The sequence below is a fragment of the Cellvibrio sp. QJXJ genome, from assembly GCF_024452345.1.
In the GTDB taxonomy this organism is placed as follows: domain Bacteria; phylum Pseudomonadota; class Gammaproteobacteria; order Pseudomonadales; family Cellvibrionaceae; genus Cellvibrio.
Genome location: NZ_CP101662.1, coordinates 975,345 through 992,798, shown reverse-complemented (window position 1 = coordinate 992,798; position 17,454 = coordinate 975,345). Strand labels below are relative to the sequence as shown.

16 protein-coding genes are annotated in these 17,454 nt (G+C 47.9%); 12 read left to right on the top strand and 4 right to left on the bottom strand.

Features of this window, described 5'->3' with window-relative positions:
* Nucleotides 1-19: 19 nt before the first annotated feature.
* From NNX04_RS04235 to flgA, 4 genes are all read right to left on the bottom strand, one after another.
* Entirely contained in the window at nucleotides 20-1,135 is a 1,116-nt protein-coding gene (locus NNX04_RS04235) for a glycoside hydrolase family 53 protein (protein ID WP_261947624.1), read from the bottom strand.
* Nucleotides 1,136-1,376: 241 nt separating this feature from the next.
* A complete protein-coding gene (locus NNX04_RS04230) occupies nucleotides 1,377-1,853 on the bottom strand; it encodes a flagella synthesis protein FlgN (RefSeq protein WP_261947623.1) in 477 nt (158 codons plus the stop codon).
* A 96-nt stretch (nucleotides 1,854-1,949) separates the two neighbouring features.
* The gene (gene flgM / locus NNX04_RS04225) at nucleotides 1,950-2,270 is read right to left on the bottom strand and encodes a flagellar biosynthesis anti-sigma factor FlgM (RefSeq protein ID WP_007641076.1); all 321 of its coding nucleotides are present in this window, start codon (nucleotides 2,268-2,270) and stop codon (nucleotides 1,950-1,952) included.
* 175 nt (nucleotides 2,271-2,445) lie between these two features.
* Nucleotides 2,446-3,240, bottom strand: a complete 795-nt coding sequence (gene flgA / locus NNX04_RS04220) for a flagellar basal body P-ring formation chaperone FlgA (RefSeq protein ID WP_261947622.1) — start codon at nucleotides 3,238-3,240, stop codon at nucleotides 2,446-2,448.
* A 180-nt stretch (nucleotides 3,241-3,420) separates the two neighbouring features.
* Here flgA and NNX04_RS04215 point away from each other — a divergent pair, with 180 nt between their 5' ends.
* From NNX04_RS04215 to flgK, 12 genes are all read left to right on the top strand, one after another.
* Nucleotides 3,421-4,377 (top strand): chemotaxis protein CheV, encoded by a 957-nt coding sequence (locus tag NNX04_RS04215; RefSeq protein ID WP_007641086.1) that lies wholly within the window; start codon nucleotides 3,421-3,423, stop codon nucleotides 4,375-4,377.
* Between the two features lie 52 nt (nucleotides 4,378-4,429).
* Nucleotides 4,430-5,305 (top strand): CheR family methyltransferase, encoded by an 876-nt coding sequence (locus NNX04_RS04210; protein WP_007641088.1) that lies wholly within the window; start codon nucleotides 4,430-4,432, stop codon nucleotides 5,303-5,305.
* Between the two features lie 289 nt (nucleotides 5,306-5,594).
* Nucleotides 5,595-5,996: a flagellar basal body rod protein FlgB gene (gene flgB / locus NNX04_RS04205; protein WP_261947621.1), complete on the top strand. Its 402-nt coding sequence runs from the start codon at nucleotides 5,595-5,597 to the stop codon at nucleotides 5,994-5,996.
* An 84-nt stretch (nucleotides 5,997-6,080) separates the two neighbouring features.
* Nucleotides 6,081-6,530: a flagellar basal body rod protein FlgC gene (flgC, locus tag NNX04_RS04200; protein WP_261947620.1), complete on the top strand. Its 450-nt coding sequence runs from the start codon at nucleotides 6,081-6,083 to the stop codon at nucleotides 6,528-6,530.
* An 11-nt stretch (nucleotides 6,531-6,541) separates the two neighbouring features.
* Nucleotides 6,542-7,246, top strand: coding sequence for a flagellar hook assembly protein FlgD (locus NNX04_RS04195; RefSeq protein ID WP_261947619.1), 705 nt, complete (start codon nucleotides 6,542-6,544; stop codon nucleotides 7,244-7,246).
* A gap of 69 nt (nucleotides 7,247-7,315) precedes the next feature.
* Entirely contained in the window at nucleotides 7,316-9,718 is a 2,403-nt protein-coding gene (locus NNX04_RS04190; protein ID WP_261947618.1) for a flagellar hook-basal body complex protein, read from the top strand.
* Nucleotides 9,719-9,952: 234 nt separating this feature from the next.
* Nucleotides 9,953-10,696, top strand: a complete 744-nt coding sequence (gene flgF, locus NNX04_RS04185; protein ID WP_007641103.1) for a flagellar basal-body rod protein FlgF — start codon at nucleotides 9,953-9,955, stop codon at nucleotides 10,694-10,696.
* 68 nt (nucleotides 10,697-10,764) lie between these two features.
* A complete protein-coding gene (gene flgG / locus NNX04_RS04180) occupies nucleotides 10,765-11,550 on the top strand; it encodes a flagellar basal-body rod protein FlgG (protein ID WP_007641104.1) in 786 nt (261 codons plus the stop codon).
* 13 nt (nucleotides 11,551-11,563) lie between these two features.
* Nucleotides 11,564-12,268, top strand: coding sequence for a flagellar basal body L-ring protein FlgH (flgH, locus tag NNX04_RS04175; RefSeq protein WP_007641105.1), 705 nt, complete (start codon nucleotides 11,564-11,566; stop codon nucleotides 12,266-12,268).
* Between the two features lie 123 nt (nucleotides 12,269-12,391).
* The gene (locus NNX04_RS04170; protein WP_050977029.1) at nucleotides 12,392-13,462 is read left to right on the top strand and encodes a flagellar basal body P-ring protein FlgI; all 1,071 of its coding nucleotides are present in this window, start codon (nucleotides 12,392-12,394) and stop codon (nucleotides 13,460-13,462) included.
* Nucleotides 13,463-14,683, top strand: coding sequence for a flagellar assembly peptidoglycan hydrolase FlgJ (flgJ, locus tag NNX04_RS04165; RefSeq protein WP_261947617.1), 1,221 nt, complete (start codon nucleotides 13,463-13,465; stop codon nucleotides 14,681-14,683). It abuts the gene before it with no gap.
* A gap of 4 nt (nucleotides 14,684-14,687) precedes the next feature.
* Nucleotides 14,688-17,453: a flagellar hook-associated protein FlgK gene (flgK, locus tag NNX04_RS04160; protein ID WP_151057642.1), complete on the top strand. Its 2,766-nt coding sequence runs from the start codon at nucleotides 14,688-14,690 to the stop codon at nucleotides 17,451-17,453.
* The last annotated feature ends 1 nt before the right edge of the window (nucleotide 17,454 follow it).

Below are 17,454 nucleotides of genomic sequence, written 5' to 3'. Positions count from 1 at the left end.
AGTGTATGCAATTACTTTGTTAATTTTTAGATTGGTATTTGTTTGAGAAAAATAAAAATGCGGGCAGGGTCTTGTTACCTTCTGCTGTATTAAAGAAGGTTGCATTTTCCCAATGCGAACCTTTACCCCATAGCGTTATACACTTTGTGCTTACCCATGCAGGCTCCCAATAAATCACACCGATACCACCGGCGGCTTTTACCAAGTTGCGCAGTGTGAGCAAATAACTTGCCTGGCCTTTAGGTGTTGCGGGAAACTCCGGTTGAATGGCATTTTTCCCGAGGACATTGTCAGCTTTATCAAAATTTTCCAATGTATAGGGATAGGCGGTTTCTACAATAAGAACATCTTTTTTGTAGGTGTTTTTTAATGTTGTAATGGCACCAGGTAACTGCGGCAATTTATATGTGGACCACTGTGGGTAGTAAGAAAGGCCAATTATGTCGTAATCCAATACGGCATGCTCGCTAGCTTGCTTAAACCACCAAAGCGCATTTTCTGGTTGTGCAATGTGCAGCACTATTCCAATAGGTTTGTTAACTTTTTTACTGTAATCGCGTACAGCTTTTATGCCGCTATTTAATAGCGTTGCGTTGCGCGGCCAATTTGGAATGTCGTGTACTAATGTTTTCTCCGGTTGAAGAATTTCGATATTGGTTTCATTGCCCACCTGAACCATATCGGGCAACAGGTTTTTTGCATCAAGTGCTGCGAGTGTTTCTGTTGTGTAGTTGTAAAGTGTTTTTGCCAATTCGTCTGTATCACTAATGTGTGCCCATGCTTGCGGGACAAATTGTTTTTCTGGATCAGTCCAGGTATCTGAATAATGAAAATCAAGCAGCGTTTTCATGCCGTTGGTTTTGGCGCGTTCTAGTGTTTTAGTCGCATCCTCCAGATTTGAATAGGCTGTCCACTGTGGGTTATGCCACAGGCGAACCCGGATTAAATTGGCACCTTTGTCGGCAAATAATTTGAACGGGTCTTGCCGTTTATTCTTGTCATAGTATTTGGCTCCACAATCCTCCATTTCGTTTACATAGGAGAGGTCAGCTCCCAGGTAAAATTGTTTTTCTGTGCTGGCGGCGGATAGGAGTTGACTGGCGAAACTGAGCAATGCGATGAAACAATACTTCATTGTTTTTATGCCTTTTTTGATAAGCAGGGGGCTTCGTTAAGCTGACGGTTTGTGCGGTTTGATTGATTGGTGGTTACTGAATTAAAGGATGTGTAACATAATCACGCATATAAATCATATATATAATCTAATATTAGCGTTTTACAGCGACATGTCAACACAAAGCGTTTACGTCGCTGTGAGGGAGGGGGAACAGGAGGGGATTGGATTGCCCGTGGTTTACCCACGGGCTAATAGAGAACTAGGCTTTGGCGACTGTGAAAGAGGATGTCTGCTCGCTTTTCAAGCCCTGAGCGGTGTAAAGCGAGGCTGTTGCGACTTTGCCGCGTATCAGGTTCAGCATGTGGTTCAGGGTCTGTTGCGAGCGTGCGATCAATTTACCGTTAATGCCATTCATGGTTTGGCATTCTTCAAAGTTGCGAACGAGTTGCTGCCATTCTTCCCGCAGGGGCATAGTGAGGGTGTTGCGTTGTAGAAATAAGTCCCAGCCTTGCGCGTTAGTGGGAAGGTTAAGGGCGCTAAGAACCTTCATGCGCTGTTTACTATTGTGGCTGAGCTGCTCAACAAGGCTGGTTTTTTGTTCTGCGATGATGGCAAGGCGATCTTGTTTGCGCTGGGCAATTTGTTCGCGTTCTTCCAGTAATAGCTGTTTAAGCTGTTCAATTGCAGATGAATCCTGCGCAAGCATCTGCCGCAGTAGAGTGGTATCAAGAGACATAGCAACCTCTTTATATGGCCCTGAATGGGCGGAAAGTGTCATCAATGTAAAACACTAAACAGCGCAGGGGAGGCGTGTTTAGTGGTTACACCGGGTTTAGCCAAGTAAATCGTTTTGGTTGAGCATGTTCTCCGCAATGCGTTCGGGGTTTATTTCAAAACGCCCTTCCGCGATAGCGCGGCGAATTTCCGCAACCTTTTCCAGATTGACGTCCGGGGCACTGTCGATTTTGCTTTGGAGGCGACCAAGTGTCTGCGCCTCTTGGCTCAATACCACTTGATCGCCAGGGGCCTTGGCAGTTGCAGCCTGTGGCGCCTTGGTGTCAGTGGATTTCGCATCTGCGGCGGGGGGCGCGGCAGGCTTGCTGCGGGCACCCTTGGCATTGACTGAGTCAAGTGAGTTGTTGGTATTAATCATGTTTTCCCCTTTAAGCTGCTAGGCATTAAGCCAACGGCTGGTAATCTACAAAACTCGCGGTTGCTATGTCGTGACATACGGAGCGCCGGTTTCTGGTTCTCCTGATATGGCTATCGGCCAAGTGCCGATTTACTTTAGCAACATTTTTAAAACTTTATTCTTAAAAGGCCGGGTCTCATAGTGTCTGGACAAGCCCTTGGTTCAGCACAATACCAGTGACTATCCGTTCGGATGAGCTATTGCGAACTCTGATTTTCTGGCCAACGCGCCCATCTGCGAGGGCGACACCGGAGCTTAGAACCTTTATTGATCCCGCTTGAGCTTGCAAGGTAACGCTTTCACCCCGTTTTATGGCTGTGGGTGCATCAAGACTATTGGATTTAAAAGGCTCGCCTTGCCCTATGTTTCGTTTGGCTTCTTTGCCAACAATGTCTTCATTTGTCAGTGCATAACCTTGCCGGATGCTACTGATGTTGACCAAATTGTCAGCAAGATGGCTTGCGTTAAGTTGTTCGCCGCGTTGGACGGCGCGGGCAGCGACCGGAATATAGCGATAAACCATTACTTGGGCGGGTACATGCACTGACCATCCCTGAGGGTCAGGGCAGCGCGCTTGTACGCTAATGCTGCCGCCAAGGCCTGTTGGGTCTTGTAGGTTGAAGGCGAGCGCTTCTGTGCACCGCTCCAGTCTGAGCCGGCTATCCAGATTGCCTACCTTTATATCCAGGCGTTCATGTTCCACTTGTTGGTAGTGGCTCGCCAAAAAATTGGCAACATCTTGTTTTAGGGCCAGCGTCGAATAGGTCTGTGCGGTAGCAGTGCTGCTGAGCAAAATAAGGAAGCTTGCGCCAAATAGAGTTTTACAGTTATTTGCAGTGGCGTAGGCGAGTTTTTGCACGAACGCCCTATTTACGGGGCCGCCCGTTAAAGAATTACTGAAGAAATTACTGCAAAAACTAGGAAGTTCCATATTTTGGCCTATCCTCAAGGGTAAGAACCGAGTGCCACTCGCGCTATTTTACTAACGACTAAAGTCTGACACTTTTTTGCCGCTAAGCTGAATACGTTGAATAAAGCAAATACTGTGCCGCTCGCGGCAGTTAGAGTAAGTGGCGTTTAGGCTGACTATTACAATCAATGAGGTAATTGCATGGCTGGGGTAATGGATAGTGTCAATCAGCGCACACAACTGGTTGGCCAAAACCGTCTTGAACTATTGCTGTTTCGCTTGGGTGGGCAGCAGTTGTACGGCATTAACGTGTTCAAGGTGAAAGAAGTGCTTCAGTGTCCGCAATTGAATGCAATTCCTGGCCGCAGTTCTGTGGTTCGTGGGGTTGCGCATATCCGCGGCGGTACCTTGCCGATTATGGATATGAACCTCGCCATTGGGCGTCGCGAATTGCCTGATATAGAAAGCTGCTTTGTCATCATCACCGAATACAACCGCACGGCCCAAGGTTTCCTTGTTCGTTCGGTTGAACGCATTGTGAATATGAACTGGGGTGATATTCATCCACCGCCGAAAGGCGCGGGTAAGGAGCATTACCTGACTGCAGTTACTCAGGTTGATGGCCAGCTGGTTGAAATTATCGATGTGGAAAAAATCCTCGCAGAAGTATCGCCTGCGCGTGAAGAAGTTAGCGCCGGTGTTATCGAAGATGGTATTGCCGACCGTGTAGTGCAAAAACACGTGTTAATCATTGATGACTCCACCATCGCGCGCAAACAAATACAGCGTGTGGTTGAAGGTATGGGTATTAAAACTACCGTTAAAAAAGATGGGGCAGAGGGCTTTAATTACCTGCTGGATTTAATTAAAGAGGGGAAAGACCCCTACGCAGAGTTGATTATGATTATCTGCGACATCGAAATGCCCGAGATGGATGGCTATACCTTTACTGCAGAAGTGCGTAATCATCCGCAACTCAAAAATCTGCATATTATTCTGCATACCTCATTGAGTGGGGTATTTAATGAGGCTATGGTGCGCAAAGTGGGTGCTGATGACTTCCTTGCCAAGTTCCACCCGGATGAACTGGCTAAGCGTGTAAATGACCGGGTATTGTCGATTACCGGTGAAAGTTTGTTGCCGCCCGAACAGGCATAAGTTGGAATTGCCGTTGCAATTGTGCGGCGGCAAGCGTTTTTATTGAGAGTCTATGAGTAATAAGCCTACCCCTTTTTCCAAGCCGCTCGGTGGCGATAACCTCAACCAAGCTGAGTTTGACCAATTCCGTCAGTTTCTTGAGGATGCCTGTGGCATTTCGTTAGGGGATAACAAGCAGTATTTGGTGACCAATCGTATCCGGCGCATCTTGGAGGAGAATAAAATCGCCTCTTTTGGTGAGCTGGTGAAAAATCTAAAGCATGGATTGAACCGCAAGCTGAAAGATCAGGTTATAGACTCCATGACCACCAACGAGACTTTTTGGTTTCGTGATAATTACCCCTACGACCATCTCAGAAGCACCTTATTACCCCAGTTAATGGGCGGTAATAACCGCATGTTTGGCCCGGTGCGTATTTGGTCGGCGGCCTGCTCTTCAGGTCAAGAACCTTACTCCATCAGCATGATGGTGGAAGAGTATAAACGCCAAAATATGGGTAACTTGGCGCGCCCGGTGCAAATAGTAGCAACTGATTTGTCATCCACCGTACTGGATCAGGCACGCAGTGGCGAGTATGACAAGCTCTCGGTAATGCGCGGTTTGTCGTCGGAGCGGCTCGATAGGTACTTCGATAACCCCACGCCGACTATGTGGAGAGTTAAACCTTTCGTAAAAGAGCGCATTGATTTTCGCTCGCTTAACTTGATGGACTCCTACGCCGGTTTGGGTAAGTTCGACATAGTGTTTTGCCGCAATGTACTGATTTACTTTAACGGCGATCTGAAACGTCAGATCCTGCAAAAAATTCACGCCTCGCTTAAACCACAAGGCATTCTATTCCTGGGCTCTTCGGAAGGGCTTGCGGGAGTGGCCGATTTGTTTGAAATGGTTCGCTGTGAGCCTGGAATTCTTTATCGCGCTATCTAATCGCTTAACCTATGACAGTTAAATGAATCATGTAACAGCCGGGCTTTTGCCCGGCTTTTTTATGTGTTGCCGGTTCCTCTCCTGCCTGCGGAAAAGCATTGCCGCTTTGTGTTTGCCGCTTCTGGATTTCGTTTGCTCACTAAATAAAAAATCGTTTAAAAACAATGATGTGTAGGTTGTTTTTGGGCTTGGCATAGGCATTGCTTTATTGTCAGTAACAGTGGCAATAACACATGTGGTTGCCGGCCGCGATGCTAGTACAGGCGCGATTTTTTAAGGTGAAAGCACTATGTCCATCTCCTTCGATAAAGCATTGGGTATTCAAGAATCGGCATTGCGTTTCCGTTCTGAGCGCGCGGCAGTGCTGGCCAACAATCTGGCGAATGTGGATACCCCCAATTTCAAAGCCAAGGATATCGACTTCAAACAAGCCCTGAGCCAGAAGATGACTGGTAACAGCGGGTTTAATCTCGCCACTACCCAATCGGGGCATATTGATGGCAGCGCCTTTGCCACCAATGAAGCCGACACCCTGTACCGCACGCCGCAGCAGCCATCCATCGACGGTAATACTGTGGAAGATCAGATTGAGCACGCGGAGTACATGAAAAATGCGCTGGCATTTCAATCCAGCTTCCAGTTTTTGAATAGCAAATTTACCGGTCTACGCAGCGCCATTCGTGGCGAGTAACCTTGCTTAAGGCTAATGGCTAGCGCCAATCGGTAAACAGTTATCTCCTGTTGGGATAGCGCCAACGAATGAATAGGTGAAGATATGGCACTCGGAAATATTTTTGATATCGCAGGTACCGGTATGAACGCGCAGAGTTTGCGTTTGAATACTACCGCCAGCAACCTCGCCAACGCGCAATCAGCAAGTTCCAGTGTTGATGAGGTGTATCGCAGTCGCCAGCCAGTTTTTGCTGCAATTCAACAGGAAGCGATGCGCGCAAGTGTTACTGAGGGTGCTTACAGCGATAACGAAGTGGATGCTGCCGCCGGTGTGCAGGTGTTGGGTATTGTCGAAAGTGATGCACCTTTACAGCGCCGCTATGAGCCAGGTCATCCCAAAGCAGATGAAGAAGGTTATGTGTTTTATCCCAATGTAAATCCGGTTGAAGAAATGGCCAATATGATTGCCGCTTCACGTTCATTTCAAATGAATGTTGAGGTGATGAATTCAGCCAAACAAATGGTTCAACGTGTATTAACACTCGGTCAATAAGGGGCTGAATCATGTCGGTATCCGGTGCAGCAGCAACAACCAGTAGCGTGGCTGATAACCTCAGTATCACCAAAAAACAAAGCGCAAATAAAAACACCAATGAATTGGGGCAAGCCGCGTTTTTGGAATTGATGATCACGCAAATGAATAATCAAAATCCACTCAGCCCGCAAGACAACAGCGAATTTGTGGCGCAGTTAGCGCAGTTTAGTTCGGTAGAGGGCTTGGAGCGTTTAAACAAAAGTTTTAACAGCTTTATGTCCAACAATGCGCTGCAAGCGTCGTCATTGGTTGGCCGTAGTGTGAGTGTTGAATCTGATAAAAGTACGCTGGTTACTGGCGGCATAGTTGCAGGTAGTACTGAACTAAGTTACGCAGCAAAAGACATGACCATGCGTGTTTATGACGAAGCTGGCGCGTTGGTGCAGACCATCCCCATTGGTGAGGTACCTGCCGGTGAAACAGTGTTCCGTTGGGATGGCCAAAATTTGGAAGTGAATGGTGAATTGCTGGATTGGGAAGCAGGTGAAGCAGCGGCCACTGCCGGGCAATATCGGTTTGAAGTGACTGCAACGCAAAATGGCAAAGCAGAAACATTGAATACATCGCTCAGCGCGAACGTGAATAGTGTGACTATTGGTGAAAATGGCAAGTTGATTTTGAACCTTGCTGGCATTGGCGCCGTAGAGGCCGACCAAGTAAAACAATTTAACTAAAAGTTTTTGATGTGAGGCTTGCTGCCTAAAAAAATGTCAAAAATTTATTAACCCCGGGCGAGGTGTACTATGTCTTTTAATACAGCGTTAAGCGGAATTCGCGCAGCTAATACCGATTTGCAGGTGACCGGCAACAATATTGCCAACGCCAGTACTATTGGTTTTAAAACATCGCGCGCTGAATTTGGTGATGTGTATACCAGTACGCTGTTGGGGGGCGGTTCCAATACGGCGGGTAGCGGTGTAACCGTTCAAAATATTCGTCAGCAATTTACGCAAGGTAATCTGAAATTTACCCAAAATGAATTGGATTTATCAGTAAATGGCGAAGGTTTTTTTGTCGTTGAAAAAAATGGTGAGCGTCTCTACACCCGCGCGGGTACTTTTGGTTTGGATAAAGACGGTTATATCGTTAACGGTACCGGTTCGCTATTGCAAGGTTTTGCTGCCGATGCAGATGGCAATGTGAGCGGTGTACTGGGCGACTTGCGGGTTGATGTGAGCTCACAGGCTCCGCGTCAAACCACTGGTGTGAACGCCTCTTTTAATTTGGATGCCAATGAAACCGTATTGGAAACAACTGGCCAGCGTTTTGCCACCAATGGCACCGGGGTCAATGAAGCCCAGACTGGCGCTAAAACTGCGACCACAACCGTGTTGAATTTGGGCGCAATTGCAACGCCGATTACGTTTTCGGGAACCAATACCACTGCATTTACTATTTCCCGCACCGACCCAATTACATTGGCGACTGACGATGTGGATTTGGTATTGAATTCCGGTTCTGCGTCGTCACCTGCGGCTTTAGCTAACTTGATCAACTCGGCAAACTTTGATTCCGCAAACCCTGTGAATGTGGAAGCATTTGCTGACCCTGTTACCGGTCAAATTGGTTTTCGCGACCTCGCAACTGGCGTTGCCTCTACCGTTGCTGTGACTATTGATGCGGCCAACTCCGATGCAAACGCATTAACGACGGCTATCAATGGCGTGAGCACGGCGGCCGGTACTCCGCACCCGACTGCACATACTGCTGGTATTCCCGAAGTTACCAACAACTATGGCTCTCATACTTTGGTAATTCGTGGTCCTAACGGTACAGATGTCACTTATATCAGCGAATACGGTGCCAGTGCCGATGAAACCGCTTCTGAGTTGAATTCACTTGCCGGTGTATCGGCAACAGCAAGTACCGAAGCGACACTCTTGGCCTCGACCTTCAGCAACAATGGCTCCTTCCGTATTAATGGTGTGAATTTGACCTCCACCGGTTTACCGGATATGACTGCGCTGCGTGATGAAATTAATGCCCTTAGTTCGTCAACGCTTTTTGGTATCAGTGCAAGCATTGATGATGCCGGTAATTTGCTGGTTGAGTCGGCCACGGGTCGCGACCTGGAATTTACCTTTGATACCGGCGGTGGCAATGCTGAAATTCAGGGCAGCCAAGGCATACCGCAAGTGGTGAACGATGCAGTAAATGGTGTAAAAATTGGTGGTCAGGTTACTACCACCTTGCAGGAGGGTTATTCGATTGTTAGTAGTCAGCCCACCACACCGGTATTTGGTGGCAGCTTGTTTGGTTCGACCAATGTGCCTAACTTTTTTACCGATGTCCCCATCAATGCGTTCAACCCCACCGATCAAAAAACCTTTAACCACGCTACCTCTACCACGGTGTACGACAGCTTGGGTAATGCGCATGTAATGCGTCAGTATTTTGTGAAGGAACCCTATGATCCCGCCGACCCCACCACATCGCCCAACCACTGGACTATGTATGTGCAGATTGATGGACAGAACGTAGGTGATCCTGACCCGACTCTACCTTCACCGCAAAATACCGAGCCGACAATGGCGTCGTTCAATGTGCATTTCACCCCGGATGGCAATATCGACCCATTTAGAACCGATGCAATCCTGATTTCCAACTGGACTCCACTGGGTGAAGACGGTCAACCCCTCGGCGGGCTTGGCCCCTTGAATGTGTTACAGGGCGGCACCATTCCAGTTGCTGAGCCGCCAGCCAGCTCAAACTTTCAAATCGATTTGGCGGGCTCTACCCAGTTCGGTAGTGTGTTTGCGGTAGAGTCACTTGATCAGAATGGTTATGCCACCGGCCGCCTGGCGGGGTTAGATATCAGTAATACCGGTATTGTGTTTGCACGATTCACCAATGGCGAAGCACAGGTTCTGGGGCAGGTTGCGCTGGCTAACTTCAGCAGTGTGGAAGGGTTAAAACCCGTGGGTGATACCATGTGGGCACAAACCTTTGAAACCGGTGAGGCGATTATTGGTGCGCCGGGTTCTGCCCAGCTGGGTAATATCACTGCTGGTGCGGTAGAGGAGTCCAATGTGGACTTGTCGGAACAGTTGGTGAATTTGATTATCGCTCAGCGTAATTACCAGGCGAATGCAAGAACCATTGAAACTGCCAATGCGATCACCCAAACCATTATCAACCTGAGATAACCCTTTACAATCAGTCACACCCCGGCGGCAAAGAGCGGAAGTTCTTTGCCGCTTCTTTTGTGGCAAGTTTTTCTCCGCTGTTTTGCAGCTCCGCATTTCTATGTTTTTCCCTTTCATTTCAAAGGCTTGCTAAGTATCAGCAACTTGGCACCGCTCTTGCAAAACTCCTGTTATCAATGAAACCGCCAAAAAACCAACGTACGGTTTTTGGTCCGTGAATTCAGGAGTTGCCCCGTGGACAGAGCCCTTTTTATCGCCATGACTGGTGCCAAGCACAACATGCTGGCCCAGGCTAATCGCGCCAATAATCTGGCAAACGTCAGCACCACCGGTTTTCGTGCGGATTTCGAACAGTCGCGCAGTATGGGTGTGTATTACGGTGATGGTCATCCCACGCGCGCCTATGCCATGACGGAATCCCCCCGTGCGGATTTCACCTCTGGCCCCATGATCGAAACCAATAACCCACTGGATGCCGCGATTCAAGGCGATGGTTTTTTTGCCGTGCAGGCCCCTGATGGTACCGAAGCCTATACCCGCGCCGGTAATTTTGCGGTGGACGCAGCGGGCGTATTGCGCACCGCAAATGGTTTGACGGTATTGGGCGATGGGGGCCCCATCAATATTCCTGAAAATGAAAAAGTACAAATAGGCGCAGATGGCACGATTTCGATTGTTGGCCAAGGGCAAGGCCCGGAAGCCATGGTGGAAGTAGGGCGCATTCGTTTGGTGAATCCCGATATTCAACAACTGGAAAAAGGCGATGACGGTTTGTTTCGTCAGCGCGATGGTTTAAATGCTTTACCTGCGGCAGAAGTGACGCTGCGCAGCGGCATGCTCGAAGGCAGCAACGTCAATGCAATTGATGAATTCACTCAAATCATGAGCTTGGCGCGCCAGTACGAAATGCAAGTGAAATTAATGAAAACCGCCGATGAAAACTCGGCCGCGTCCACCCAACTGTTACAGATGTCCTAATTGTTTTTAGGTCGACATAGTAAGCGCGCTGTTATTTATTTTGCTGCGCTTCAAATGAGGAAAAGATTATGCACGCCGCCCTCTATGTAAGTAAAACTGGTTTGTCAGCACAAGATCGCCAGTTAACTACCATCTCCAACAACCTTGCTAATACCAGCACCATTGGTTTTAAACGTGATCGCGCCGTATTTGAAGATCTGCTGTATCAAAACCAACGCCAACCCGGCGCACAGCAAACTCAGGAAACGGAACTGCCATCGGGTTTGCAGTTGGGGGCGGGGGTGCGTGTCGTCGCCACACAAAAAGAATTTACCCAGGGTACCTTGCAAGTGACAGAGCAGTCGCTCGATGTTGCGATTGATGGTCACGGATTTTTACAGGTGTTACAACCTGACGGCACTATTGCTTATACCCGCAATGGCCAACTGCAAATTAATGGCGAAGGCCAATTAGTAAATGCCGACGGTTATTTATTAGAGCCCGCCATTATTGTGCCTGAGGGCGCTACCAAAATTACCATCGGCACGACCGGTACAGTAAATGCCTACACGCCCGGTGAGGTGGAGCCGCAACAATTGGGCGACATTACCTTGGTGGATTTTATTAACCACTCCGGCTTGCAACCAATTGGCGGCAATTTATTTGTTGAAACTGTGGCCAGTGGTGCACCCGTGCAGGGAACGCCGGGTGAAAACGGTTTGGGTGTACTTAAACAAGGCATGTTGGAAAATTCCAACGTGGATATTGTGGAAGAAATGGTCAACATGATTACCACCCAGCGCGCCTATGAAATGAATTCAAAAGTCGTCTCTACCGCTGATCAAATGTTGCAATACATTACGCAAAATCTTTGATGAGTAATTAATCATGGCTGCGCAAATAAACAAGTCATATCGCTCACTCAAACTGGTGTTGGCCGCCAGCACAGTATTGGCATTGACCGGATGCTTCACTAACAAAAAACCTATGCCGGATGATCCTGCCTACGCGCCTACTATTGCCGCGAATATGCCGGTGCCCCAGCGCACGGAAGGCTCGCTCTATCAAGATGCTTATGGCCTGAATTTGTTTGATGATCGCAAAGCGCATTTTGTGGGTGACGTAATTACAGTAACGCTGAGCGAACGAACTGTTTCGCGTAAATCTTCCGGTGTAAATACCAGTAAAAATAGTGGAGTGGATTTTAATGCCGGCCCGCTTCTGGGGGTAAACCCAACCATTAAGGGGAATGAGTTAACAACCAACCTTGAACAGGGCAGAACATTTGATGGCAGTGCCGATGCCGATCAGAGCAATAGTTTACAAGGCAATATCACCGTGACAGTTGCAGAAATATTACCCAACGGCAATTTAATTGTGCGCGGCGAAAAATGGATAACGCTTAATCGTGGCGACGAATTTATTCGCATTAGCGGCATAGTGCGCCCCGATGATATAGCGCCGGATAACACCGTGTTATCAACCCGCCTGGCCAATGCAAAAATTTCGTACAGTGGCACCGGCGCACTGGCAAGCACGCAATCTATGGGGTGGTTATCGCGTTTTTTTAACAGCGAGTTGTGGCCATTGTAATTTCTGCCCCTTACCAGCAGGGCTTATGTAATCCAGTTTTATCGAGGTATTTTTATGCCCAGTTTTTTTGTTTCCAGCATCAAAAAAATTCCGCAGTATTTGGGATTTTCGGCGTTGACGTTGATGTTAGTGTTTAGTGCATCCAGCTATGCCGAACGAATTAAAGATATCGCCAGTGTTGCCGGTGTGCGCGCTAACCAATTAGTCGGTTATGGCTTGGTGGTTGGTTTGGATGGCACGGGGGATCAAACAACACAATCACCTTTTACTACCCAATCCTTCAATAGCATGCTGAAGCAATTTGGTATTACCGTGCCGGAAGGCGCGCGTATGCAAATGAAAAATGTTGCCGCGGTGATGATCCAGGCCGAATTACCTGCGTTTGCAAAACCAGGTCAAACAATTGACGTTACAGTCTCCTCTATCAGTAACGCAAAAAGTTTGCGTGGCGGCAGTTTATTAATGACTCCATTAAAAGGGCTGGATGGAAAAGTTTACGCCATTGCACAGGGTAATTTGGTGGTTGGTGGTTTGAGTGCATCAGGTAATGACGGCTCAAAAATTACCGTGAACGTTCCCAGTGCCGGGCGTATTCCCAGCGGGGGCATGGTGGAGCGTATGGTGGAAACTAATTTTGCCGGCGGTCAACCAATTGTATTTAATTTGCATCGTGCCGATTTCACCACCGCCAATGCGTTGGCAAAAAGTATTAATGACATGTTGGGGCCAGATGTAGCACGCCCGCTCGATGCGGTGTCAATTATGGTGAATTCACCCGTGAATCCGGCGCAGCGTGTCGATTTTATTGCGATGCTGGAAAATTTAAATGTCACCATGGGCGAAGAAGTGGCGAAGGTGATTATTAATTCGCGCACCGGCACTATTGTGGTTGGCAAAAATGTCCGTGTATCACCTGTTGCTGTTACTCACGGCAGCCTCACTGTGTCTATTGCGGAAAGTTTAACCGTGAGCCAACCCAATGCCTTGGCCGGTGGAACTACTGTAGTTGTCCCTAGCAGCAATGTGCAGGCTGATGAAGAAACTAACCCCATGTTCAAGTTCGCGCCAGGCGCCAATCTGGATGACATAGTGCGGTCAGTCAACAATGTGGGTGCATCTCCCAGCGATTTAATGGCGATTCTGGAAGCCTTAAAACAATCCGGCGCACTCAAAGCGGAATTAGTGGTGATCTAAATGTTACCCATCGATACCGGCATTAAAGTCCCGCAGGTGCAAGATAATTATCTTGACCCCAACTCGTTGAATTCCATCAAAGCTATGGGACGCGACCGGGACCCTCAGGCAATTAAAGAAGTTGCCAAAAAGTTTGAGGGTTTGCTGGTACAACAAATGCTGAAATCCATGCGCGAAGCGAATGATGTTTTTAGTGAAGGTAATTTTTTAGACAGCCAAACCACACGTTTTCATCGCGACATGCTCGACCAACAAATGGTGATCAATTTAACCAGCGGTTCTGGTATTGGTGTGGCGGATCATTTTTATCGCCAAATGATGCAAAACTACGGCAGTGCCATGCGCCCCGAAGCGGATGTGCAAAACAACACGCTAACAAGCTTGGACGCGCTGATTCCGCGTGCAGCGAATAGCGCTGAAACTGATGCTGTGAATTCATCCGATACTGATCTGTCTGCGGGTGCACCAGCAACGTCACTGGACGATTGGATTCAAGATTTTATGCGCATGAGTGACAACGTGCAGATGCAAGCACTGGGCGCTGCAGAAGAGCAGCAACCTGTCTTCCCTGCGATTAACTACGCACTTATTCCACAGCTATTGAATAAACCACAAGCGGCCACCCTGCGCGGCGGCCAAAAAGCCAGTATTAGTGCCACCCAGGAAAATTTTGTGCTGATGCTTAAACCTCACGCCGAAAAAGCGGCAGCAGAATTACAAATTAATCCGGATGTGTTGATTGCACAGGTTGCGCTGGAAACCGGGTGGGGCAAACACGTTATTCATGATCGCGCGGGCGAAAACAGTTTTAATTTATTCAATATTAAAGCGGGCAGTCAGTGGCAGGGCGATAAAGTCAATGTAAATACCCTGGAGTATCGCAATGGTATTGCTGCGCAAGAAAAATCAGATTTCCGTAAATACAATGATTACGCGGAGAGCTTTTCAGATTATGTGCGCCTAATGAAAAATAATCCGCGCTACGAAAAAGTATTGGCAACGGGCACAAATTCATCGGCTTATGCCGAGGCGTTACAGTCCGCCGGTTATGCGACCGACCCTTATTACGCGAAAAAAATTAAAAGTTTATTGAATAGTGATGCTATTAAATCACTGGATATTTCTGCTGCTGCAAAAGACCTACAAGCCGGTGTTTTGCAAACGAGCGCCCAGTCAGTTCTCTCTCTGGCGGCTACTACCGCCCGCCACTTAGCGGAGTAATGCTATGTCCGGTATTCTTTCCAATGCCATTTCCGGGCTGCAGGCCAGTCAAAATGCTTTGCGTACCGCAGGCCATAATATTTCCAATGCCAATACCCAAGGGTACTCGCGGCAGGAAGTAAATTATGTGACGCGCCCTGAGCAAATTGCAGGTGGCGCAGGTTACATCGGCTCTGGCGTTACCACTGCATCCATCGAGCGCGTGGTAAACGAATTTGTCACAACACAATTGCGTTCCGATACTTCTACTTATAATCAGTTAAATAAATACAGTTTAAATATTAGCAAGGTCGATAAACTGTTTGCCGAGGCAAGCACTGGTCTGTCTGGTTCATTACAGAGTTTTTTTGCTGCATTACAGAACGGCGCTAATGACCCGGCATCTACGCCGGCGCGGCAGTTAATTATTACCGAGGCACAAAGCCTGAGTAGCCGTTTTAATAATCTTTATCAGCGAATGGCGGATATTGAAAAGAGTGTGAATGGTGAAGTTCGCACCGTTACCTCGCAGATCAATTCATTGGCAACGTCTATTGCTGAATTAAACCAATCCATTGGTGAAGCGGTGGCGTCTGGTGGTGGCAATCAACCCAATGATTTATTGGACAAGCGCGATGAAACTTTGCGCCAACTTGCAGAATTGGTGTCTATTCAGGTGGTAAAAGAATCCACCGGTGATTTAAATGTGTTTATCGGTAATGGCCAGCCATTGGTTCTGGGGGCTAGCTCAAGCTCATTCAGTGTGACCAATGACGGTCAGATACAATTGCGGGCTAACAGCGCGGTCATTGATATTACCGAGCAGGTTTCGGGTGGCCAAATTGGTGGCCTATTAAGTTTTCGCGATGAAGTATTGTCCCCGTCCATGAATGAACTGGGGCGAATTGCGATTTCAATGTCAGAAGAATTTAATAATTTGCAACAACAAGGTCTTGATCTGGATAACGATTACGGCCAAAAAATGTTTGTCGATATTAATGACCCCGTGAATGCGGTTAACCGGGTAAAACACAGCAGCGGCAATCAGCAGCCCTATGATCGGCAATTAAATGTAACTATTACCGATACTAATCAGTTAACCGCCAGTGATTATCGTTTTGATATTGTGCCTGGTACGACCAATTATGTTGTTACTCGTCTTGCGGATGATCAGGTGGTCAAACAAGGTGGTTTATCTGGCGCTTATCCATTTAGCATTGAGTTTGATGGCGTAAGCCTCAATTTAACCAGTGGCTCATTTCAAGGTGGCGATTCTTTTTTAGTGCAGCCAACCCGTAACGGTTCGCAGGATATAAAAGCATTATTGCAGCGCCCAGAGGATTTAGCCTTTGCGTCGCCTATTCGCACCGGTAGCGCCAGTAGCAACACCGGTAGCGGCATTGTTAGCAGCGGTCAGGTATTAAGTGTTGTCGATACAAACGGCAATATTTTGCCTGCCTTTGCCAACCCCGGCCAATTATCGCCGCCAATTATTATTCGCTTCACGTCGGACACCACTTACGATGTATTGGATAACTCTGACCCTGCAAATCCAAAACATTTGAATCCGGCCATGCAGGATCAAGTGTTTGTACCCGGCACAACCAACAATATATTTTCGAGTGATCCGGGCGAAACCAGAATTGTAGGTGCTGGTGATCGCCTTGGTTTACCGGCAGATCGCAGCCCGCAAACTGTTGCAATAGGTGCTCCCGCACAAGGCAATGGTTATCTAGCGGAGCGGTTGAATTTTACGTTTACTGATCCACAAACCGGTTCCGTGACAGCGCGCAGTATAATTACCCAGTCGGGTGCATCAGCTATGCAGACGGCGGCGCAATTAAGCGCTTTACCCGGCGTCACTGCAAATGCTTACACCACGGCGACAATTACCGGTATTAATGTTGCACCCGGTGATTTTGCAGTACCTATGCAGTTGCGTATTAATGGTGAAGCGATAATTCAAGATGATGGCGCATTACCAACGCCCGCATTTTTAAGTACCGTGCCTGATCCGAATCTCAGTGAGGCGGATTTCAATGATTACCTTGCCGAGCAAATTAACGCGAATCCCAATTTAAATGCGCTGGGAATTCGCGCGCAAAGTTCTACCAATCCGCTAACTGGCGCACCTGAGCTGAGGTTGTTTGCGGCCTCCGGTGTGGATCTGGATATTCGTTTTTCAGCGGCAAGCGCAACCAGTAGCATTCAGGTTAATGACAGTTCGGGCAATCCTAATCAGACATTAACCAGTGCCGGTGTAGGGCAGGAGAGTGCAATTACTGTGGGTGGCAGAATTGATGTCACGCTTGCGTCTGGCATTGAAATGTCACCTTCTATTTCAAGTAGCCCTTTGTTTGGTGACAGTAGCTCTGCCACATTTGTACAGTCATCATTCCTGGGTTATCAAGTGACGCTTACCGGGCAACCTAAAGCTGGCGATGTTTTTACTGTGGGTTTTAACACTGATGGTAAAAATGATAACCGCAACGCGTTGGCGATGGTGGCCATGGAAACAAAATCCACTATGCAAAACGGTAGCCTTAGTTTCGCGGAAGGTTATGGCAAATTAGTGGAGGAGGTCGGCACCAAAAGCAGTCTTGCTAAAATTAACACCGAAGCCAGCATTAGTTTGTTAGAACAAAGCCAAACGATGCGCGATAGTATTTCCGGTGTAAACCTGGATGAAGAAGCTGCGGATTTAATTCGGTTTCAACAACTTTATGGTGCGAATGCGCAGGTAATTTCGGTCGCTCGCGAGTTGTTTGATACCTTGTTGAATGCCCTTTAAA

Excerpts from the sequence above, each read along its gene's own strand:
- flgC (WP_261947620.1), top strand. The coding sequence starts at position 6,081 with ATGGCACTCGGAAATATTTTTGATATCGCAGGTACCGGTATGAACGCG.
- flgH (WP_007641105.1), top strand. The coding sequence starts at position 11,564 with ATGGCTGCGCAAATAAACAAGTCATATCGCTCACTCAAACTGGTGTTG.
- flgB (WP_261947621.1), top strand. The coding sequence starts at position 5,595 with ATGTCCATCTCCTTCGATAAAGCATTGGGTATTCAAGAATCGGCATTG.
- NNX04_RS04215 (WP_007641086.1), top strand. The coding sequence starts at position 3,421 with ATGGCTGGGGTAATGGATAGTGTCAATCAGCGCACACAACTGGTTGGC.
- flgG (WP_007641104.1), top strand. The coding sequence starts at position 10,765 with ATGCACGCCGCCCTCTATGTAAGTAAAACTGGTTTGTCAGCACAAGAT.
- flgM (WP_007641076.1), bottom strand. The coding sequence starts at position 2,270 with ATGATTAATACCAACAACTCACTTGACTCAGTCAATGCCAAGGGTGCC.
- flgA (WP_261947622.1), bottom strand. The coding sequence starts at position 3,240 with ATGGAACTTCCTAGTTTTTGCAGTAATTTCTTCAGTAATTCTTTAACG.
- NNX04_RS04195 (WP_261947619.1), top strand. The coding sequence starts at position 6,542 with ATGTCGGTATCCGGTGCAGCAGCAACAACCAGTAGCGTGGCTGATAAC.
- NNX04_RS04235 (WP_261947624.1), bottom strand. The coding sequence starts at position 1,135 with ATGAAGTATTGTTTCATCGCATTGCTCAGTTTCGCCAGTCAACTCCTA.
- NNX04_RS04210 (WP_007641088.1), top strand. The coding sequence starts at position 4,430 with ATGAGTAATAAGCCTACCCCTTTTTCCAAGCCGCTCGGTGGCGATAAC.
- NNX04_RS04190 (WP_261947618.1), top strand. The coding sequence starts at position 7,316 with ATGTCTTTTAATACAGCGTTAAGCGGAATTCGCGCAGCTAATACCGAT.
- flgK (WP_151057642.1), top strand. The coding sequence starts at position 14,688 with ATGTCCGGTATTCTTTCCAATGCCATTTCCGGGCTGCAGGCCAGTCAA.
- flgJ (WP_261947617.1), top strand. The coding sequence starts at position 13,463 with ATGTTACCCATCGATACCGGCATTAAAGTCCCGCAGGTGCAAGATAAT.
- NNX04_RS04230 (WP_261947623.1), bottom strand. The coding sequence starts at position 1,853 with ATGTCTCTTGATACCACTCTACTGCGGCAGATGCTTGCGCAGGATTCA.
- NNX04_RS04170 (WP_050977029.1), top strand. The coding sequence starts at position 12,392 with ATGTTAGTGTTTAGTGCATCCAGCTATGCCGAACGAATTAAAGATATC.